At 59.6% G+C, this 18,056-nt stretch carries 11 protein-coding genes and 3 pseudogenes; 5 read left to right on the forward strand and 9 right to left on the reverse strand.

Annotation, left to right across the window (positions count from 1 at the left end; all coding sequences use genetic code 11):
* Window positions 1-43 precede the first annotated feature (43 nt).
* The 5 genes from ALO64_RS13290 to ALO64_RS13310 form a co-directional block, all read right to left on the reverse strand.
* Complete coding sequence (locus ALO64_RS13290) at window positions 44-445, reverse strand: ExbD/TolR family protein (RefSeq protein ID WP_002553831.1); 402 nt, start codon at window positions 443-445, stop codon at window positions 44-46.
* A 1-nt stretch (window position 446) separates the two neighbouring features.
* The gene (locus ALO64_RS13295; protein ID WP_044344047.1) at window positions 447-1,175 is read right to left on the reverse strand and encodes a MotA/TolQ/ExbB proton channel family protein; all 729 of its coding nucleotides are present in this window, start codon (window positions 1,173-1,175) and stop codon (window positions 447-449) included.
* A gap of 117 nt (window positions 1,176-1,292) precedes the next feature.
* Window positions 1,293-2,123: an energy transducer TonB gene (locus ALO64_RS13300; protein ID WP_044344048.1), complete on the reverse strand. Its 831-nt coding sequence runs from the start codon at window positions 2,121-2,123 to the stop codon at window positions 1,293-1,295.
* Between the two features lie 211 nt (window positions 2,124-2,334).
* Entirely contained in the window at window positions 2,335-2,829 is a 495-nt protein-coding gene (locus tag ALO64_RS13305; protein ID WP_004658526.1) for a copper chaperone PCu(A)C, read from the reverse strand.
* On the reverse strand, window positions 2,823-3,428 hold the full coding sequence (locus ALO64_RS13310) for an SCO family protein (protein WP_044344049.1): 606 nt from the start codon (window positions 3,426-3,428) through the stop codon (window positions 2,823-2,825). Before ALO64_RS13310 ends, ALO64_RS13305 begins: the two co-directional genes overlap by 7 nt.
* 480 nt (window positions 3,429-3,908) lie before the next feature.
* On the opposite strand from ALO64_RS13310, the gene ALO64_RS13315 reads away from it, so the two are divergent.
* Window positions 3,909-6,326, forward strand: coding sequence for a TonB-dependent receptor plug domain-containing protein (locus tag ALO64_RS13315; RefSeq protein WP_044344064.1), 2,418 nt, complete (start codon window positions 3,909-3,911; stop codon window positions 6,324-6,326).
* 17 nt (window positions 6,327-6,343) lie between these two features.
* Here ALO64_RS13315 and ALO64_RS13320 read toward each other — a convergent pair whose 3' ends face one another.
* Window positions 6,344-6,898, reverse strand: coding sequence for a TetR/AcrR family transcriptional regulator (locus tag ALO64_RS13320; protein ID WP_002553837.1), 555 nt, complete (start codon window positions 6,896-6,898; stop codon window positions 6,344-6,346).
* A gap of 180 nt (window positions 6,899-7,078) precedes the next feature.
* On the opposite strand from ALO64_RS13320, the gene ALO64_RS13325 reads away from it, so the two are divergent.
* On the forward strand, window positions 7,079-8,239 hold the full coding sequence (locus tag ALO64_RS13325) for an efflux RND transporter periplasmic adaptor subunit (RefSeq protein ID WP_044344050.1): 1,161 nt from the start codon (window positions 7,079-7,081) through the stop codon (window positions 8,237-8,239).
* Between the two features lie 33 nt (window positions 8,240-8,272).
* Window positions 8,273-11,415, forward strand: a pseudogene (locus tag ALO64_RS13330) (multidrug efflux RND transporter permease subunit).
* A 38-nt stretch (window positions 11,416-11,453) separates the two neighbouring features.
* Here the strand turns inward: ALO64_RS13330 and ALO64_RS13335 are convergent.
* Both ALO64_RS13335 and sfnG read right to left on the reverse strand, forming a co-directional pair.
* Window positions 11,454-13,037 (reverse strand): sensor domain-containing diguanylate cyclase, encoded by a 1,584-nt coding sequence (locus ALO64_RS13335; protein ID WP_044344051.1) that lies wholly within the window; start codon window positions 13,035-13,037, stop codon window positions 11,454-11,456.
* Window positions 13,038-13,371: 334 nt separating this feature from the next.
* Window positions 13,372-14,472: pseudogene (gene sfnG, locus ALO64_RS13340) on the reverse strand (dimethylsulfone monooxygenase SfnG).
* Window positions 14,473-14,795: 323 nt separating this feature from the next.
* Between sfnG and ALO64_RS13345 the strand changes: the two are divergent.
* Together ALO64_RS13345 and ALO64_RS13350 are read left to right on the forward strand one after the other, a co-directional pair.
* Window positions 14,796-15,131 carry a hypothetical protein gene (locus ALO64_RS13345; RefSeq protein ID WP_002553842.1) on the forward strand — a complete coding sequence of 112 codons (336 nt, stop codon included), beginning with the start codon at window positions 14,796-14,798 and terminating at the stop codon, window positions 15,129-15,131.
* A 215-nt stretch (window positions 15,132-15,346) separates the two neighbouring features.
* Window positions 15,347-16,384: an LLM class flavin-dependent oxidoreductase gene (locus tag ALO64_RS13350; protein WP_044344052.1), complete on the forward strand. Its 1,038-nt coding sequence runs from the start codon at window positions 15,347-15,349 to the stop codon at window positions 16,382-16,384.
* Window positions 16,385-16,553: 169 nt separating this feature from the next.
* On the opposite strand, the pseudogene ALO64_RS13355 reads toward ALO64_RS13350, so the two are convergent.
* Window positions 16,554-17,878 (reverse strand): annotated as a pseudogene (locus ALO64_RS13355) (ammonium transporter).
* Window positions 17,879-18,056 lie beyond the last annotated feature (178 nt).

Raw genomic sequence — 18,056 nt, forward strand, 5'->3', positions numbered from 1 at the left:
GGATGCGGCCCAAAACTGATGAAGCTGATGGACGAAGAATTGCTTACTTTGCAGTGATCACCGACAGTTTGGTAATGCCTGCGCGTTCGATGGAAGCCATGGCTCGTGCCACTTCGCCGTAATTCACGCCATTGTCCGCCTGCAACTGCACGCGCACGTCAGGGGCCTTGTCCTTGGCCGCCTTGAGGCTGGTTTCCAACAGATCTGGTTGAATTTCATCCTTATTGATGAACAGCTTGCCCTGCCCGTCGATACTCACCACTAGCGGGTCTTTCTGTTCCACCGGCGCAACCGATTCGGTCTTGGGCAGGTTGATCGGAATCGAGTTGGTCAGCAGCGGCGCGGTCACGATGAACACCACCAGCAGCACCAGCATCACGTCCACCAGCGGCGTAACGTTGATCTCGCTCAGCACTTCATCGGTATCTTGTGTGGAGAAAGCCATCTCAGGACGCCTCCTTCACTTTCTGTCCGACCTGCCCGCCTGTAGCGCCAGACTTCAGGACCGGATGCAGCAGCACGCGAAATGCACTCTTCTGCGCCAGGCTATAGAAGTCGTGGGCGAAGTCATCCAGGTCGGCAGCGGTCAGTTTCAGGCGCCGCAGGAAGTAGTTGTAAACCAGTACCGCAGGCACGGCGACGGCGATGCCGACACCGGTTGCCACCAGCGCTGCGCCGATAGGACCGGCAACGGTTTCCAGGCTTGCCGAACCGGCAGCACTGATGCCCTTGAGCGCCGACATAATGCCCCAGACCGTACCGAACAGGCCGATAAACGGCGAGGTGCTGCCAATACTGGCGAGAATCGCCAGACCGGTCTCCAGCGAGCGGCGCTCCCGAACGATCTGCTGACGCAGGGCACGCTCAAGGCGGTCCTGATGGTTGATGGACTGACTGAGGTCGTTAGCCTGCGCGCCGTCCGGCACCTGAATGGCGGCGTAACCGGCCAGCGCAACACGAGCAGCAGCGCCGGGCTGTTCCTGGGCCAGTTGCGCGGCCGAATCCAGGCTCGATGCAGCCCAGAATTGCTTGTGGAACTTGCGGTCCTGGGACTTCAGGCGCGAGAACTGCACACCTTTGAGCAGGGCCAGGCCCCAGGTGGCGACGGAAAAAATGACCAGCAGCCAGATGACCGCGTGTTCGATGGATTCAAAAGGCGAAGCAAGTAGGTTCATGGCGCAGCTCTCTTTATGAACGAAGTCTGAACAAGGCATTGGGTGTATCGCGATGCGCCTTTGGTTCAGGTAGCTCGCCGGGTCAATCGAATGTCGTGTTTATTGGAACTTGAAACGTTATTTGATCTTGAAATCAATCGGCACACTGACCCAGCCGTCCTGGGCGACGTCGCCTTGTTTGGCGGGCACGAAACTCCAGCGCTTCACCGCTGCCAGCGCTGCGTCATCCAATTGATCGCGGCCGCTGCTTTTCTGTATCTGAATCTCGCCGGGCTTGCCGCTGGCCAATACATGGACGCGCAACAGCACGGTGCCTTCCCAGCCGCGGCGCATTGCCAGCGACGGGTATTCCGGTGCCGGGTTGCGCAGATAGCCAGCGCTGGCAGAAGCCGGAGTTACCGGTTTTGGCGCGGGCGGTGCGGGAGCGGCAGGTGCAGCGACAGGTGGCGCGGGCACCGGTGGGGCTGGTTGCTCGACCGGTTTTGCCACTGGCTTGACGACCAGTTTGACCACCGGCTTGGGCGGCTGCGGCTTGGGTTTTGGAATCGGTTTGGGCGGTGGCGGCTTGACGGCCAGTTCATCTTCGACCGGGGGCGGCGGCTCGACCACAGGCTGCACGACAGGCTCGGGCGGTGGCGGCGGCGTCTCCACAACCGGCGGCGCGGGCTGAGAGAACTCGATGGTCATCGGCGGAATTTCCGGCGGCACGACCGACAATGCGGGTGTCGGGTTCTGGCTCAACCAGTAGATGACCGCGCCATGAAATACCAGCGCCAGTGCACCCAGCAGAATGGCTTCGCGTCGTCCAAGTATGGGTTTGGGGGTGCTTTGCAACCGCGATAACGCCAGAGGCGCACGGAAACGACGCCCCAGATCGACCAGGTCGCCACTCGGCGTCTGGCGCCAGGGCACATCATGTGCGCTGGCTGCGGTCTGGACATTGCCCATTGATACACTCCTGCATTTTCATGATAAAAATCCAGGTTCTGTTGGTATCAGTCACCTTTCCAAAGTTGATGTGGCAAGGCAATCATCGCTGAAAGAGGCTTGTTCCTGAAAAGAATATTTGGTTCACCGGTTAGACTTTAAATGAATATATGAACCGACGCAGACCGTGATGCGAGAGCGTGAGGAACGATAGTCGTCAGGTAGATCAGGCTCAATGACCGCTGTGATCACCATGCCCGCTGTGCTCGTCGCTGGTCAGCGACTTGGCGACTGCGGTGACCTGAATCGACTCTTTCACGCCCTTGGCGTCTTCCACGGTCAGGGTCAGAGGCACCTGATCACCCTCTTTGACCTGCGCTGCAAGGCCCATGAACATCACGTGGTAGCCGTCGGAATCGAGCATCACCGGTTTGCCGGCTGGCAGGTCAACCGAGTTGACGCGCTGCATGCTCATCACGTCGCCTTTCATGCTCATCTCATGGATCTGCACGGTTTTCGCAACAGGTGAAGCAACATCGACCAGCTTGCTGTCCGTGTCCGAAGTGATGCGCATGAACGCACCCGTGGCGGACTGGCCCGGCACAGTGGCACGCACCCAGGCGTCATCGACTTTGGTTTCGGCCAGCGCCTGAGCGCTCAGGCCCAGCAGCGAAAGGGTCAGCAACAGCGGCTTTGCGACGTTACGAATAAGAACGGTCATCAGCATACTTCCATCAAAGTGAGCAGATCTTCAGTGCATTGTTGGGCGGACAGCCTGTGCGACAAGCCCAGGCGCAGCACGCCGCGGGTGTCGTAGACATAACTGGTGGCGGTATGCGAGATCGTGTAGGTGTCGCCCAGCGGGACCTTTTCGAAGAATACGCCGAACTCCTTTGCCGTTGCGACCGTTTCTTCAAGCGTACCGGACAGGGCGACGAAGGTAGGATCGAAAGCCTTCACGTAGGCGTCGATCACCTCGGGCGTATCACGCTCCGGGTCGAGGGTAATGAACACTACCTGGAGGGTCTTGCCCTCTTCACCCATCAGCTTTCTGATCTGTGCAGCTCGCGCCAGTGCCGTCGGGCAAATGGCCGGGCATTGGGTGAAGCCGAAGAAAATCATCGGCATCAGGCCACGAAAACTCGACAGCGTCTTGACGTTGCCTTGCGAATCCTTGAGTCGGAAGTTGCGGCCAACTATCTCGTTGCTCATGTCTTTGCCGTGCTTGAACGGCAATGCATTGGAATTGCCGCAGCCAGCCAGCAGGCCGAGGCTCAGCAACGAGAGGCCTGTGACCACCTCGCGGCGGGTCGGTTGGTACGTCATGTCTTGCGTCCCCTGGAGGGTTAGGCGCGTGGGTTCTGACACATTCAAAGGCGGCGAATTTACCACCCCAAGGCAACAGGGAATACCGCCAATCCTGTTTCAAACCATGAGCAGGCGCGCAAACGTAGGCCTCATGGGCTGCAATACGCTGTGCGACAAAACAGCACAGGCAGCTGTACCGCCCTCAAGCGCTGTTACCGACCACCCGTGCGCGCAGCTTTAAATGCATATAAAACATATAATAACTAAATAAAATTCAATATTTTTATAATTAACATATAACCAAAGGGCCTTTCACAGGCTCGTTTCATAACCCTATATTCGCCAGCAAACCGACCCTTGCCTTGTGGAGGTGCCCAGAACTCTCTCAGCATTACCCAAGGATCACTCCGTTATGGCCTTACCCGCTCACGCTCCCCGCCACGCCACGCCCTGCGCAACCCGTTGATCAAAAGCATAGCGCTTGTCGGCCTTGGCCTGATGAACCCTGTTCAGGCCGCCGATGAAACCCTAGACGATGAGCCCCGTCTGGACAAGGTCACGGTGATTTCCACCGGGGTTCGCGGTACACAGCGCACCGTGACTGAAAGCCCGGCCCCGATTGATATCGTAACCAGCGATCAGCTACTGAAAACCGGTCGCGCCGACCTGACCGAAGCCATCGCCAAACTGCTGCCTTCGTTCAACTATGGCACCAACGTCGCAGGCTATAACTCGACCATCCGCCCGTTGTCCAACCGCAGCCTTGCACCGGCCTATACGCTGGTGCTGGTCAATGGCAAACGCCGCCATAACAGCGCCCTGCCCGCCAATGGCTCGACCGACAGCAGCGGCGCGAACTCGGTGGACATCGACATGATCCCGATCAGCGCGGTGGAGCGCATTGAGGTGCTCAAGGACAGTGCCGCTGCGCAATACGGCTCGGATGCGATTGCCGGGGTGATCAACGTGATTCTCAAATCCAGCGCCGAGGGCGGCCATCTGGGGGTGACGTACGGCAAGCTGTACAGCGGTGAAGGCGAAGTGACCAAATTCGAAGGGGACACCGGCTTCGAACTGGGTGACGGCGGCTTTCTGCATCTTTCGGCCGACGCACGCAAGCGTGGCGATGCCAGCTGGAACGAAGGAGCTACCAATAACGCCTACTTTCCTGGCGACCCTCGAGAGGCGACGTGGGACCGGGTCGGCGTGAAGAATGGCGACCCGCAGATCAAGGCGTTCAACCTGGCCTACAACGCCGAACTGCCGCTGGGTGATCAAACCACACTGTATTCCTACGGCACCTATGGGCAGCGTGACGCCATCATCAACAACTACTTCCGCTATCCCAACAGCAACGCCAACATTCCCGAACTGTTTGCCGACGGCTACTACCCGCTGAACAATCTGGACGATACCGACTATCAGTACCTGATTGGCGGCAAGGGTGAAGCGCTGGGCTGGAACTGGGACCTGAGCACTACATACGGGCGCAACAACAACCATCAGTACAGCGATCTGACCATCAACCCGTCGCTGGGACCGGCCTCGCCGACGTCGTTCGACGACCTGGCGACCTACCGATTCGAACAATGGGTCAACAACGTCGACATCACCCGTGCGTTCGACGGGCTGTTTGGCGTGCCGCTGCAAGTGTCCGCAGGGCTTGAACATCGCTGGGAAAGGTTCCGGACGTTTTCCGGCGACGCGCAGGCCTATCAGGTGGGCGGCTATCGCTTTCCGGCTACTCTGCCCAATGGTCAGGCCAACCCGCTGGCCGGACAGCTGCCGTCGATTGCCGCCCAGGCCGCAGCGGTCATCTCGCCGCAGGATGCCACCAGCCTGCAACGCAACAACTACGCAGCTTACGTCGATTTCGGTATCACCCCGATAGAACCGTTGTTTGTCGACCTTGCGCTGCGTGCAGAGCATTTCGACGATGACTCGGGCAACACGGTCAGTGCCAAGCTCAACTCGCGTTACGAATTTACCGACACCTTCGCCGTACGCGACACCGTCGGCACGGGCTTTCGTGCGCCCTCGCTGACCCAGGTCGGCTACAGCATCTCGGACAACCGGGTCGGTGCTGCGCCGGATGGCACCATCGTGCCCGCCGTGACGCGCATCGCGCCAGTCAACTCGGCGCTGGCCCAGGCGCTCGGTGCGACCACCCTGGACCCAGAAAAATCGCGCAATCTGGGGTTCGGCGTGACCTGGCAACCGGCACCGCGCACCAGCCTGACCGCAGACGCCTACTGGATCGAGATCGACGACCGCATCGCCCGTACCGAAAGCCTGTACGGCCCAGCGCTGGCGCCCATCCTGGCGGCTCAAGGTGTGGACACCAGCACCTGGACTTCGTATTACACCAACGCGTTTGACACCCGCACCCGCGGCCTGGACATCGTCCTCGACCATTCCAGCCAGTACGGTGCATGGGGCAACGTGCGCTGGAGCGCCGGGTTCAACTACAACAAGACCATTATCACCGACGTCAAGGACGCACCGGCAGCCTTGCAGGGCCTGGGCAGCAACCCTGGCGGCAGCCTGACCTGGGTCGGCCGGGCCCGCGAAGGCGACCTGACCGATGCTCAACCGAAAACCAAATGGGTACTGGGCGGCAAATGGACGCTGGGCGATCTGGGTGTGAACCTGCAAACCACCCGCTACGGCAAGGTCAAGACGCTCCAGCAGCTGGAGAGCGGGGATCGCAGCTTCGGGGCCAAGTGGATCACCGACCTGGATGTGTCCTACACCCTCTACGACAACATCACCCTCAGTGTTGGCGGCACCAATATCTTCGATGTGCGCCCGGACAAGCACGCAATTCCTTCCGCCGTCGGACTCAACCTGTACGGCAACTCACCGTTCTATCCGGGCGGTGGCTTCTGGTACAGCAAGATTGCCTATGATTTCTGACGTCTGCACAGACTTGCTTAGCGTGCCGCCGCGCCATGCAGAAAAAACTGCGTCACCAATGCGCCCATACCGGCGCGAGCCACACGGCCGCGGCGTTCGGCGTCGACCATCCCGGAGAGCAGCGCTGCGAACATTTCGGTAAGGACGGCGGCACTGACGTCGATCCGGAACAGACCTTCATGCTGACCACGCAGGAAAAACGCATCGAGGGCGTCGGAGTAAGGTAACCAGCGGCGCCCTCCGCTGCTTTCGTCGAGCGAATCCGGGCGCCACTGAAACACCAGAAAGACCAGCATTTCGCGGTGCATGAGGTGGTTGTCGACCAGTCGCTGAAGCGCTTCCAGCGGCGGAGCATGCTGCAGATCCGCGTTGGCAACCATCTGGTTCATCAGGTCCGAGGCGTGATTGAGCAACAGTTCCACGAGGTTGGCGCGGGTGCCGCAGAAGCGGTTGAGCGTCGCCTTGCTGACGCCAGCCGCTTGAGCAATATCCTTGAGCGTACCGTTGGAGTGGTCAACCAGCGCAACGGCCAGGGCTTTCAGAAATTTGTCGTCAGCGGCAGGTAATTCCATCGGGTACGTCTTCAACTCGTGTTAAGTGGCAGGCGGCGCATTGTGCAGAAACCTTACCGCGTTCTCAAAGCCTATACACAATTAGTCACTAAAGTCTCACATGAGTCAATATTGACTCACTCTCTTACACAGTAGATCATTCGCGGCTTTAGTGTCTGATGGGCTGCGCCCGGGTGAGCGATGAGTGGTTTGAGCGATTGGCGTGTCATGCCTGCGGTAGCGCTGCTGGCAGTGTTGGGTCTGGCCGGGTGCGAGCAGAAACAGCAGCAGGATCACGCTGCATCGACAGCACCCAAAGAGGTGGAAGCCATCGAGGTCAAAGCCGAATCATTCACTGTCGTCGACGAACTGCCGGGCCGTATCGAACCGGTTCGTGTGGCGCAGGTACGCGCCCGGGTGGCCGGTATCGTGCTCACGCGCAATTTCGAGGAAGGCGCCGATGTGAAAGCGGGCGCGGTGCTGTTCCAGATCGACCCGGCACCGTTCAAGGCCGCGCTGTCCAAGGCTCAGGGCGACCTGGCCCGTACAGAAGCCACGCTGTTCGAGACTCAGGCTACGGTCAAACGTTACGAGTCGCTGGTCGAAATCGAAGCGGTCAGCCGCCAGACCTTCGACACCGCCCGCTCGGCGCTGCAAAACGCCATCGCCGCTAAAAAGTCGGCTCAGGCAGATGTCGAAACGGCCCGACTGAACCTGGGCTATGCCACGGTCAAGGCACCGATTTCAGGGCGCATCGGCCGCGCAATGGTCACTGAAGGCGCGCTGGTCGGTCAGGGCGAAACCACCCTGCTGGCAACCATCCAGCAACTCGACCCGGTCTACGCCGACTTCACCCAGCCGGTCGCCGACGCCTTGCAAATGCGCGCGGCCATTCAGGAAGGTCGCCTGCCCAAGGGTGGCGAAGACGCGCTGTCGCTGAGCGTCGACGGCACTGATTATAAAAGCACCGGCACCCTGCTGTTTACCGACGTTGCAGTAGACCGGACCACCGGCCAGGTGTCGTTACGCGCCCGCTTCGCCAACCCCAAAGGCGTGTTGCTGCCGGGCATGTATGTGCGGGTGCGCACACCGCAGCGGGTCGATGCCAATGCCATCCTCGTCCCGCAACGTGCCGTTCAGCGCTCCCGTGATGGCGCAGCCCGCGTAATGGTGATTGCCCAGGACGGTACGGTCGAAGTCCGCCCGGTCAAAACCGGCGCAATGCAGGATTCGCGCTGGCAGATCACCGAGGGGCTGAAGGCAGGTGAACAGGTTGTCGTCGGCAACATGACCGGGCTCAATTCCGGTGACAAGGTCGTCGCCAAATCGCCCTCCGCCCAGCCGCAATCCAAGTCGCAATAAAGCCGCCTTCAGCGCGATCGAGGATCACCGTTCATGTCTCTGTTCTTTATCAAGCGACCCAACTTTGCCTGGGTGCTGGCCCTGTTCATTCTGCTGGCAGGTCTGATGGCCCTGCCCGCCTTGCCAGTGGCGCAGTACCCTGATGTGGCACCGCCGCAGATCACCATTACCGCTACTTACCCCGGCGCATCCGCGAAAGTGCTGGTCGATTCGGTGACCAGCGTCATCGAGGAAGAGCTGAACGGTGCCAAGGGCATGCTGTATTACGAGTCGACCAGCAACTCGACCGGCAGCGCTGAAATCAACGTGACATTCGTACCGGGCACCAACCCGGACCTGGCACAGGTTGAAGTTCAGAACCGTATCAAGAAAGCCGAGGCGCGCCTGCCGCAGACGGTACTCAGTCAGGGCCTGCAAGTCGAACAGGCCAGTTCCGGGTTCCTGTTGATCTTTACCCTGAACTACAAGGACGGCTCGGCTACCAAGGATACGGTCGCGCTGGCCGACTACGCGGCCCGCAACGTCAATAATGAAATCAGCCGGGTGAACGGCGTCGGCCGGTTGCAGTTTTTCGCCGCCGAAGCCGCGATGCGGGTCTGGATTGACCCGCAGAAGCTGGTTGGTTTCGGGCTGTCCATCGATGACGTGAACGCGGCCATTCGGGCGCAGAACGTACAAGTTCCCGCAGGCAGCTTCGGCAGCAGTCCGGGCTCATCACTGCAGGAATTGACCGCGACCCTGGCGGTCAAGGGCACACTGGACAACCCGGAAGAGTTCGGCCGCATCGTTCTGCGCGCCAACGAAGACGGCTCTGCTGTGCATTTATCCGATGTGGCACGTGTGGCCATCGGCAGTCAGGATTACAGTTTTGAATCGCGCCTGAACGGGCAACGTGCAGTGGCCGGTGCCGTGCAACTGTCGCCAGGTGCCAATGCGATCCAGACTGCCCGGGCAGTCAATCAGCGCCTCACCGAGCTGTCGGTCAATTTCCCGGAAGGCGTCGAGTTTTCGATACCGTACGACACCTCGCGCTTCGTCGACGTGGCCATCGACAAGGTGATCTACACCCTGATCGAGGCCATGGTGCTGGTGCTTCTGGTGATGTTTCTGTTTCTGCAGAACATTCGCTACACGCTTATCCCGACCATCGTGGTGCCGGTGTGCCTGGCCGGGACCCTGGCGATCATGTACCTGATGGGCTTCTCGGTGAACATGATGACCATGTTCGGCATGGTGCTGGCCATCGGTATTCTGGTCGACGACGCCATTGTGGTGGTGGAAAACGTCGAGCGGATCATGGCCGAAGAAGGCCTTTCTCCGGCAGCCGCAACAGTCAAGGCGATGCAGCAGGTCTCCGGCGCGATTTTCGGTATCACGCTGGTACTGGCCGCAGTGTTTCTGCCGCTGGCGTTCATGGGGGGTCGGTCGGGGTCATCTACCAGCAGTTCTCGCTGTCGCTGGCCGTGTCGATTCTGTTCTCGGGTTTCCTGGCCCTGACCTTTACCCCGGCACTGTGTGCCACGTTGCTCAAGCCGATTCCGGCCGGGCACAGTGAGAAGCGCAGGTTCTTCGGCGGCTTCAATCGGCTGTTCGGTAGATTCACCGACCGTTACGAGCGGGTCAGTTCCAGCATGATCAAACGCGCTGGCCGCTACATGCTGTTGTACGTCGGGATTGTCGGTCTGCTGGGCTTTTTCTACCTGCGTCTGCCGGAGTCCTTTGTGCCCGTGGAAGATCAAGGCTATCTGATCATCGACGTGCAACTGCCTCCCGGCGCGACCCGGTCGCGTACCGACCTCACCGCGCAATTGCTCGAGAACTACATGTTGTCCCGCGAAGCCACAGGTGCGGTGACCATGCTGCTGGGCTTCAGCTTCTCGGGCATGGGTGAAAACGCCGGTCTTGCGTTTCCGACCCTGAAGGACTGGTCGGAGCGCGGCAAGGGCCAGTCGGCAGCTGAAGAAGCGGCGGCGTTCAACCAGCATTTTTCCGGGCTCGCCGACGGTACGGTGATGGCGGTGACGCCTCCGCCCATTGACGGCCTGGGCACCTCGGGCGGCTTCTCGCTGCGCCTGCAGGACCGTGCAGGCCTGGGCCGCGAAGCCCTGCTGGCGGCACGCGACAAGCTGCTCGGCGAGGCCAACGGCAACCCGAAGATTCTCTACGCGATGATGGAAGGTCTGGCCGAAGCGCCGCAATTGCGCCTGAATATCGACCGCGAAAAAGCCCGTGCGCATGGCGTGAGTTTCGAATCGATCAGCAATGCGCTGTCCACCGCCTTCGGCTCCTCGGTGATCAGCGATTTCGCCAATGCCGGACGTCAGCAGCGTGTGGTCGTGCAGGCAGAACAAAGTTCGCGAATGACTCCGGAAAGCTTACTCAAGCTCTACGTGCCCAACAGCAGCGGCACGCTGGTGCCGCTGGGCGCATTCGTTTCGACGCAATGGGAACAAGGCCCGGTGCAGATCGCCCGCTACAACGGCTACCCCGCGTTCAGGATTTCCGGCGATGCAGCACCGGGTGTGAGTACAGGTGAAGCGATGGCGGAAATCGAACGGATCGTTTCCGAGCTGCCGCAAGGCATCGGCTATGAATGGACCGGCCTCTCCTATCAGGAAAGAGTCGCCAGCGGCCAGGCAGCCGGCCTGTTCGGCCTGGCGCTGCTGGTGGTGTTCCTGCTGCTGGTTGCGCTGTATGAAAGCTGGGCGATTCCGCTGGTGGTGATGCTGATCGTACCCGTCGGTGCGCTGGGCTCCGTGCTGGCAGTGACTGCGGTCGGCATGCCTAACGATGTGTATTTCAAGGTCGGGTTGATCACGATCATCGGGCTGGCAGCAAAAAACGCGATTCTCATCGTCGAATTCGCCAAGGAGCTGTGGGATCAAGGCCATTCGCTGCGTGACGCGGCACTTCAGGCTGCGCGACTGCGCTTTCGGCCGATTGTCATGACATCGCTGGCCTTCATCCTTGGCGTCGTGCCCCTCACACTGGCGACCGGCGCAGGCGCTGCGAACCAGCGCGCGATCGGCACCGGCGTCATAGGCGGCATGCTCAGCGCTACACTGCTGGGCGTGATTCTGGTGCCGATATTTTTTGTCTGGGTGCTGTCAGTGTTGCGCCGTAAGCCGCATGTACAGCAGGTTGATGACGATAAACACCTGCCCGAGAAACAATAAACAGTAAGCGGCCAGCGGGCTGGCGGGCTTCAATCCCGTCACTCCGCCGTTGGTCTGCTGCCGGTTTGCGGGTCCGCCGATGCCTTGACGCGGGTCCAGGCCGGCAGTGTGCTGGTGGCGATTTCCGACGCCACATTCACCCGGTTGCGACCCTGCGACTTGGCAGCATACAGCGCACGGTCGGCAAGTTCGATCAGGCTGCGCTGGTCGAGCTGCCGATCCGTGCCGACGAATGTGGCAACACCGAGGCTGACCGTCACGATGCCAAACGGGCTGGCGGGATGCTCGATCTGCTCGTCGCGGATAGCCTGCAGGATGTTCTCGGCCACCTGACGAGCACTCGACTCGTCAGTGCCGGGCAGCACCACCGCGATCTCTTCACCGCCATAACGAGCAGCGACATCACCGGGGCGGCGGATGCATTGTTCGACCACACGGGCCATTGCCACCAGGCACTCGTCACCAGCCAGATGGCCGTAATGATCGTTGTAGCGCTTGAAATGATCGGCATCGGTCAGAATCAGTGACAGAAGGCTGCGCTCGCGTCTGGCGCGCTTGAATTCAACCTCCAGAAACTGATCGAACCTTCTACGATTGGCCAGCCCGGTGAGCTTGTCTTCCGAAGCTATGAACTCCAGGTGCTGATTCAACTGGATGAGGGCTGCCTGAGAATCGAGTAACTGATCTTCCGCGCGTATACGGCTGTGAATATGCCCTATCAGGCGGATGCCGAGGCCGACCACCAGCCCGAGCAGCACCAGCATGACCAGAATCGACTGTTTGGTCTGGCCCAGCCAGTCGAGCATGGCCTCTTTCTGGCCCAGCGCGACGACAGTGACAATCGGGTACACGGCGCTGCGCTTGAACGCATAAAAGCGCGCGACGCCGTCGATTCTGGAGACAAACTGAGTGGTGCCAGAGGGTCGATTGCGCTCAGAAGTAAAGATCGGCGTCGATGAGAGGTCACGGCCGATTTCCGCTTCAAGGTGCGGATAGCGCACACGCAACTGCCCGGCCGTCGACGTGAGGCTGATGATGCCGGTTTTGCCGACCTGAATATCCGAATAGAACTTCAACAGATGATCGACACCAATGGTCACGACCATCAGCCCGGCAAAACTCGAATCAGGGTGGTTGATGCGCCTGCTGACCGATATGACCCATTCGCCGGAGGCGCGACTGCGAATCGTCGGGCCGATGTAAGGTGCTTTGTCAGGCGTCTGCAGGTGGTGCTGAAAGAACTCGCGCTGGGTACTGTTGACGCCAATCGCCTTGGGATTGGTTGAAAAGGTGCAAATACCGTCAGCGTTGTACAGCGAAACCGTACCGATTTGCGGCAACGCGCCCATCTCACGGGCAATGACCCATCTGAGACGCTCGATCTGCTCAGGTCCGGCACCGTCTCTTTCGACACGCTCCGTCAGGCCGATCAGCATCAGCTCGCTTTGCTTGAAAATGCCATCGGTGTAAGTGCTCAGCGCCCCAGCCAGATTAATCGTGCTGGTCTGGATGTTCTCCAGCGTGTTACGGCGCGCGGTCCATGCTTGCCAGGGCATCAACATCACCACGCAGGCGCACACTACGAAGATCAGCCATGACGCAAGCCGAAGGTCGCGTTTCAAAACTTGCCTCCACAACAGGTGAGAACCAGTGCATCTGGTTTTTCTGAAAACCGGACCTGATTGCTCAGGGGCCATCGACAATCCTTTCGCTATCAACTGCCATTGTCGGCAAGCGCTCGACCGTACCTGAAGGCCTGGCATTAATGAAGCATGCCAGAGAGCGGCATCATAATGCCACGTACAGCGGTCTATTGGTTGATCGGGGTTCAATATACGCAGGCAGGCACGCACTGGATCACAGTGGTGCCTGAGTTTCTGGAGGGCTGTTTTCTGAAGGGGCTGTAAGCGAAGCTCGCTTACAGGGGCAAGGCAGGACGCACGTATTTGCCGGGCTTCATGCTGTTTCGGCGACAGGTTTGCGCAGTGCCGCAGCTTCCAGCTCGCGCACTAAAGGCAGCACGTGCTCGCCGAAATAGGCGACTTCTTCCTGGAAATGCAGAAATGCGGAAAGTACCAGATCGACACCAACGGACTTGAGCTCGACGATGCGCTCGGCAATCTGACGCGGCGTGCCGATCAAATTGGTCTTGAAGCCATCGTTGTACTGCACCAGATCCTGAAAGGTGGATTTGGCCCAATTGCCCTCGCCTTCCGGGCTGGCCTTGCCGGCCTGTTTCGCGGCATCACCAAACGCATTGGCGGCTTCCGGATCTGCCTTGTCGACAATTTCAGCCAGCACCGCTCGCGCCTTTTCTTCGGTGTCCCGGGCAATGATGAAGGCATTGACGCCGATCTTCACTGAATGGCCGTTCGCGGCAGCCTTGGCTCGAATGTCATCGACCTGGGCCTTGATGCCTTCGACGGTATTGCCATTGGTGAAATACCAGTCCGACACCCGGGCCGCCATATCCCGCGCGGCACGTGAACTGCCACCCTGAAAGATCTCGGGATGAGGACGCTGGATCGGTTTGGGTTTGAGGGTGTAATCGTGGAAGCGATAGAAGTCGCCCTTGAAGGTGAAATTATCGGTGGTCCAGATACCCTTGAGGGCCCGAATGAACTCTTCGGAACGGCGATAGCGCTCGTCGTGCTCCAGCCAGGGTTCACCAATGGCCTGAAATTCGCCCTTGAACCAGCCGCTGACGATATTGACCGCCACGCGCCCGGCGGTGAGCTGATCAATGGTTGCCAGTTACTTGGCCGCCACAGAGGGCGTCCACGGTCCTGGCAATATTGCTGCAATGACTTTGAGCTTTTCGGTGGCCGCCAACAAGGCATGGCTGAACGCTACGGACTCATGCTGGAATTCCGCACCGTAACCGGCAGTGAAGCGAATTTGCGTCAGCGCATATTCGAAACCGGATTGTTCGGCGATCTGCGCCAGCTTGCGGTTGTAGTCGATGGTCCAACTGGTACGCTGTTCGATCTTGCTGACGACCAGACCACCGCTGACGTTCGGCACCCAGTACGCAAATTTTATGGAAGATTGGCTCATATCGGCACTCCTCTGACTGCAGGCTTCCCGAGCGCATTAGTCGAACGGGCTTGCAGAACCACAGAGCAGCAACCGTGCCAGACAGTTAAATGACTATAGATCAAAGGGTTGCAGCGCGTGGAGGTTAGCGTCAACTGTTTGCACTTCGGCAGGCTGTCGAAACGCTGTTGCCAGAGCAACAGTACCTGACCGGGTTACTCACTCACGCAGCGTTTAATTACGCAGAAACAAACCGACGGAAGGCTGACCGCGCAGCTATCCAGAATCAAATGTCTAGGGTATTTTGGGATCCAATGAAACCGCGTTCATCCGCAGGAGCACCGATGAAACTGCATGCCTTTTTACTGGCCTTGATGATCCCCGCACTGTCGGCGCATGCCGAAGCCAAAACCATAAACGTCCCCCATGACCCGACCGGGCAGCACGCGCTGGTGGAGAAAAGCGGCAGTCCCCAAGCGCGCGTCGTCGTTACTCGACGTGAAGGTCTGCTGGGCGTGATCTACTCCAAGCGCGTCTACAACTGCGCCAATCACACAGTGAACCTGGTGGGTACCGGCTCTACTCTGGAAATCATGGAACAGGCTCGCGCCGTCAGCGGCATGGGTCCGGTGATACGCGATTCCACAGCCGACTACATCGAGTCCGAAGCCTGCAGTTGATGTCGCACTGATCAAGCACCTCCCCGGCTGAATTTACTATGCCCGAAAGCGCCTCACATGAGGCGCTTTTTTCGTTTCGGCTGCCTCGCCATTCAGCCAACACGTCGGACGCAAAAAACGCTTGCACGTAAAGTATTACGGTATACCATCAGACAGAAATAACTCACCATGCCCGTGGCCCGTGCAGGCAGCAGGATTCAAGCGAGGTAAGTGTCATGAAGTTTTCGTTGTTCGTGCACATGGAACGCTGGGATGAAAGTGTCAGTCATCGCCAGCTTTTCGAAGACCTGACCGAGCTGACGCTGATGGCCGAGCAAGGCGGTTTCAGCACCGTATGGATCGGCGAACACCACGCGATGGAATACACCATCTCGCCGAGCCCCATGCCGCTGCTGGCGTATCTGGCCGCCAGAACAACGCGCATTCATCTGGGCGCGGGCACCATCATTGCGCCGTTCTGGCATCCGTTGCGGGTGGCAGGAGAATGCGCGCTGCTGGATGTGATCAGCAACGGGCGCATGGAAGTCGGCCTGGCGCGCGGTGCCTATCAAGTGGAGTTCGACCGCATGGCGGGCGGCATGCCGGCCTCCGAAGGCGGCAAGGCGTTGCGCGAAATGGTGCCGGTAGTCCGTGCGCTGTGGCAGGGTGACTATGCCCACGACGGCGATATCTGGAAATTCCCGACTTCGACCTCCGTACCCAAGCCAATCAACACGCCACCCATGTGGATCGCTGCTCGCGACCCTAATTCGCATAACTTCGCCGTGCAGAACGGCTGCAACGTGATGGTCACGCCATTGATGAAAGGCGACGAAGAAGTCGTCGACCTGAAGAACAAGTTCGAAGCAGCGCTGGCCAATAACCCTGACGTACCTCGGCCACAACTGATGGTGTTGCGCCACACGCATGTGCATGCTGCGGACAACCCTGAAGGCTGGAAAACCGGTGCTGCCGCCATCGCGAAGTTCTACCGCACCTTCGACGCCTGGTTCGGCAACAAGCAGACGCCGGTGAATGGTTTTCTGGCACCCAGCCCGGAAGAGAAATTCAAGGAGCGTCCGGAGTTCGAGCTGGAGAATATCCGCAAGAACACCATGATCGGCACGCCGGAAGAGATCATCCCGCGCATCCGCCATTACCAGGAGCTGGGGGTCGACGAGTTCAGCTTCTGGTGCGACAACAGTCTGCCGCACGCCGAGAAGAAAAAATCACTTGAGCTGTTTATCAAGCACGTGGTGCCGGTGTTTCGTTGAGCGGAACGAGAACGACAGCTCGCTTGCCAATACTCCGCGTTGGCGTGCAGTTCAGGACGCTCCGCGTCCCTTGCGACGCAGAGCGTCGCGAAATGCATTCCCACGCTGGAGCGTGCGGAACGAGAGGTGGCTGGACTTTACTCTCGCTCCACTCAATTAAGGCCAACCTTCAATGGTTATAAGCCCGCTCGTTATGCTCGGCCAGATCCAGCCCCATCTCTTCCACTGATTCATGCGCACGCAGGCCGATCAGTGCCTGCACGGCCTTGAGGATGATCCAGCTGACTGCGAAGCAATATACCGTGGTGAACAGCACGCCTTTGATCTGGGCAATCACTTGGGCTCCCATGGTCACGTCCGGCACCAGCCCGCCCATTGCCGGCACGCAGAACACGCCGGTGAGCACTGCACCGATCATGCCGCCGATGCCGTGCAGGCCGAAGACGTCGAGGCTGTCGTCGTAACCCAGGCGTTTCTTCAGGACGGTCACACTCAGGTAGCAGAACACCCCGCATAGCACGCCAATCGCCAGTGCTCCACCTACTCCGACGAAACACACGCCGGGGTGATGCCGACCAGACCCGCCAACGCACCGCTTGCAAGGCCCAGCGCGCTGGGTTTGCCGACCTTGAACCACTCGGTGAACATCCAGCCGAGTATTCCGGCGCAGGCCCCCACTTGCGTGTTGAGCATGACGATGCCTGAGGTGCCGTTCAGGCCGCCACCGGAGCCGATATTGAAACCGAACCAGCCGACCCAGAGCATCGCCGCGCCAGCCATGGTCAGGCTCAGGTTGTGCGCAGGCATCGGGGTATTCTGATAGCCCTTGCGTTTGCCAAGCACCAGACACGCCGCCAGTGCCGCGACACCGGCATTGATGTGCACAGCGGTGCCACCGGCAAAATCCAACACGCCCCAGTTATGCATCAGCGCACCTGCCCCGCCCCAGACCATATGCGCGACCGGCGCATACACCAACGTAAACCAGAGCGCCATGAACAGCAGCGCGGCCGAGAATTTCATGCGTTCGGCAAAGGCTCCGGCAATCAGCGCAGGCGTGATAATGGCGAAGGTCATCTGGAAGGTCACAAACACGCCTTCCGGAATGTCACCGACCAGACTGTCGGGGGTCATGCCGGCCAGAAACGCGCGGCTCAGTCCGCCGATAAAGCTGTTGAAGCTCACCTGCCCTTCGACCATGTTGCTGGTATCCACTACCATGCTGTACCCGTAGATGACCCACAGCACGCCGACCACTCCGGCAATGCCGAAGCACTGAGTGAACAGCGACAACATGTTCTTGGCCCGTACCAGCCCGCCGTAAAACAGCGCCAGCCCCGGAAGGCACATGAACAGCACCAGCACGGCTGCGGTGATCATCCACGCCGTGCTGCCGGTGTTCAGAACGGGGGCGTCAGCTGCCTGCGCAATCGGAGCGAAGGCGCCTGGCGCGAGTAAAGCTGTAAGGGATTTGCCGTGTAGACGATTGACCATGTTCAAAGCTCCCGCAAATGAATGGAAAGTGTCTGGCAGCAAGAAAGGTCATCGAGACAGGCGAGGCTCTTCGGCCTCTTTGGGGGCAAGCGCTCGTTGCGCGAATGGCGTTACATATAAGTTCGATGAGCCCAAAAGTGGGGCTTAAACCACCAAGGTTCTCGTTCCCACGCTCCGC

The organism is Pseudomonas meliae, assembly GCF_001400515.1.
In the GTDB taxonomy this organism is placed as follows: Bacteria; Pseudomonadota; Gammaproteobacteria; order Pseudomonadales; family Pseudomonadaceae; genus Aquipseudomonas; species Aquipseudomonas amygdali.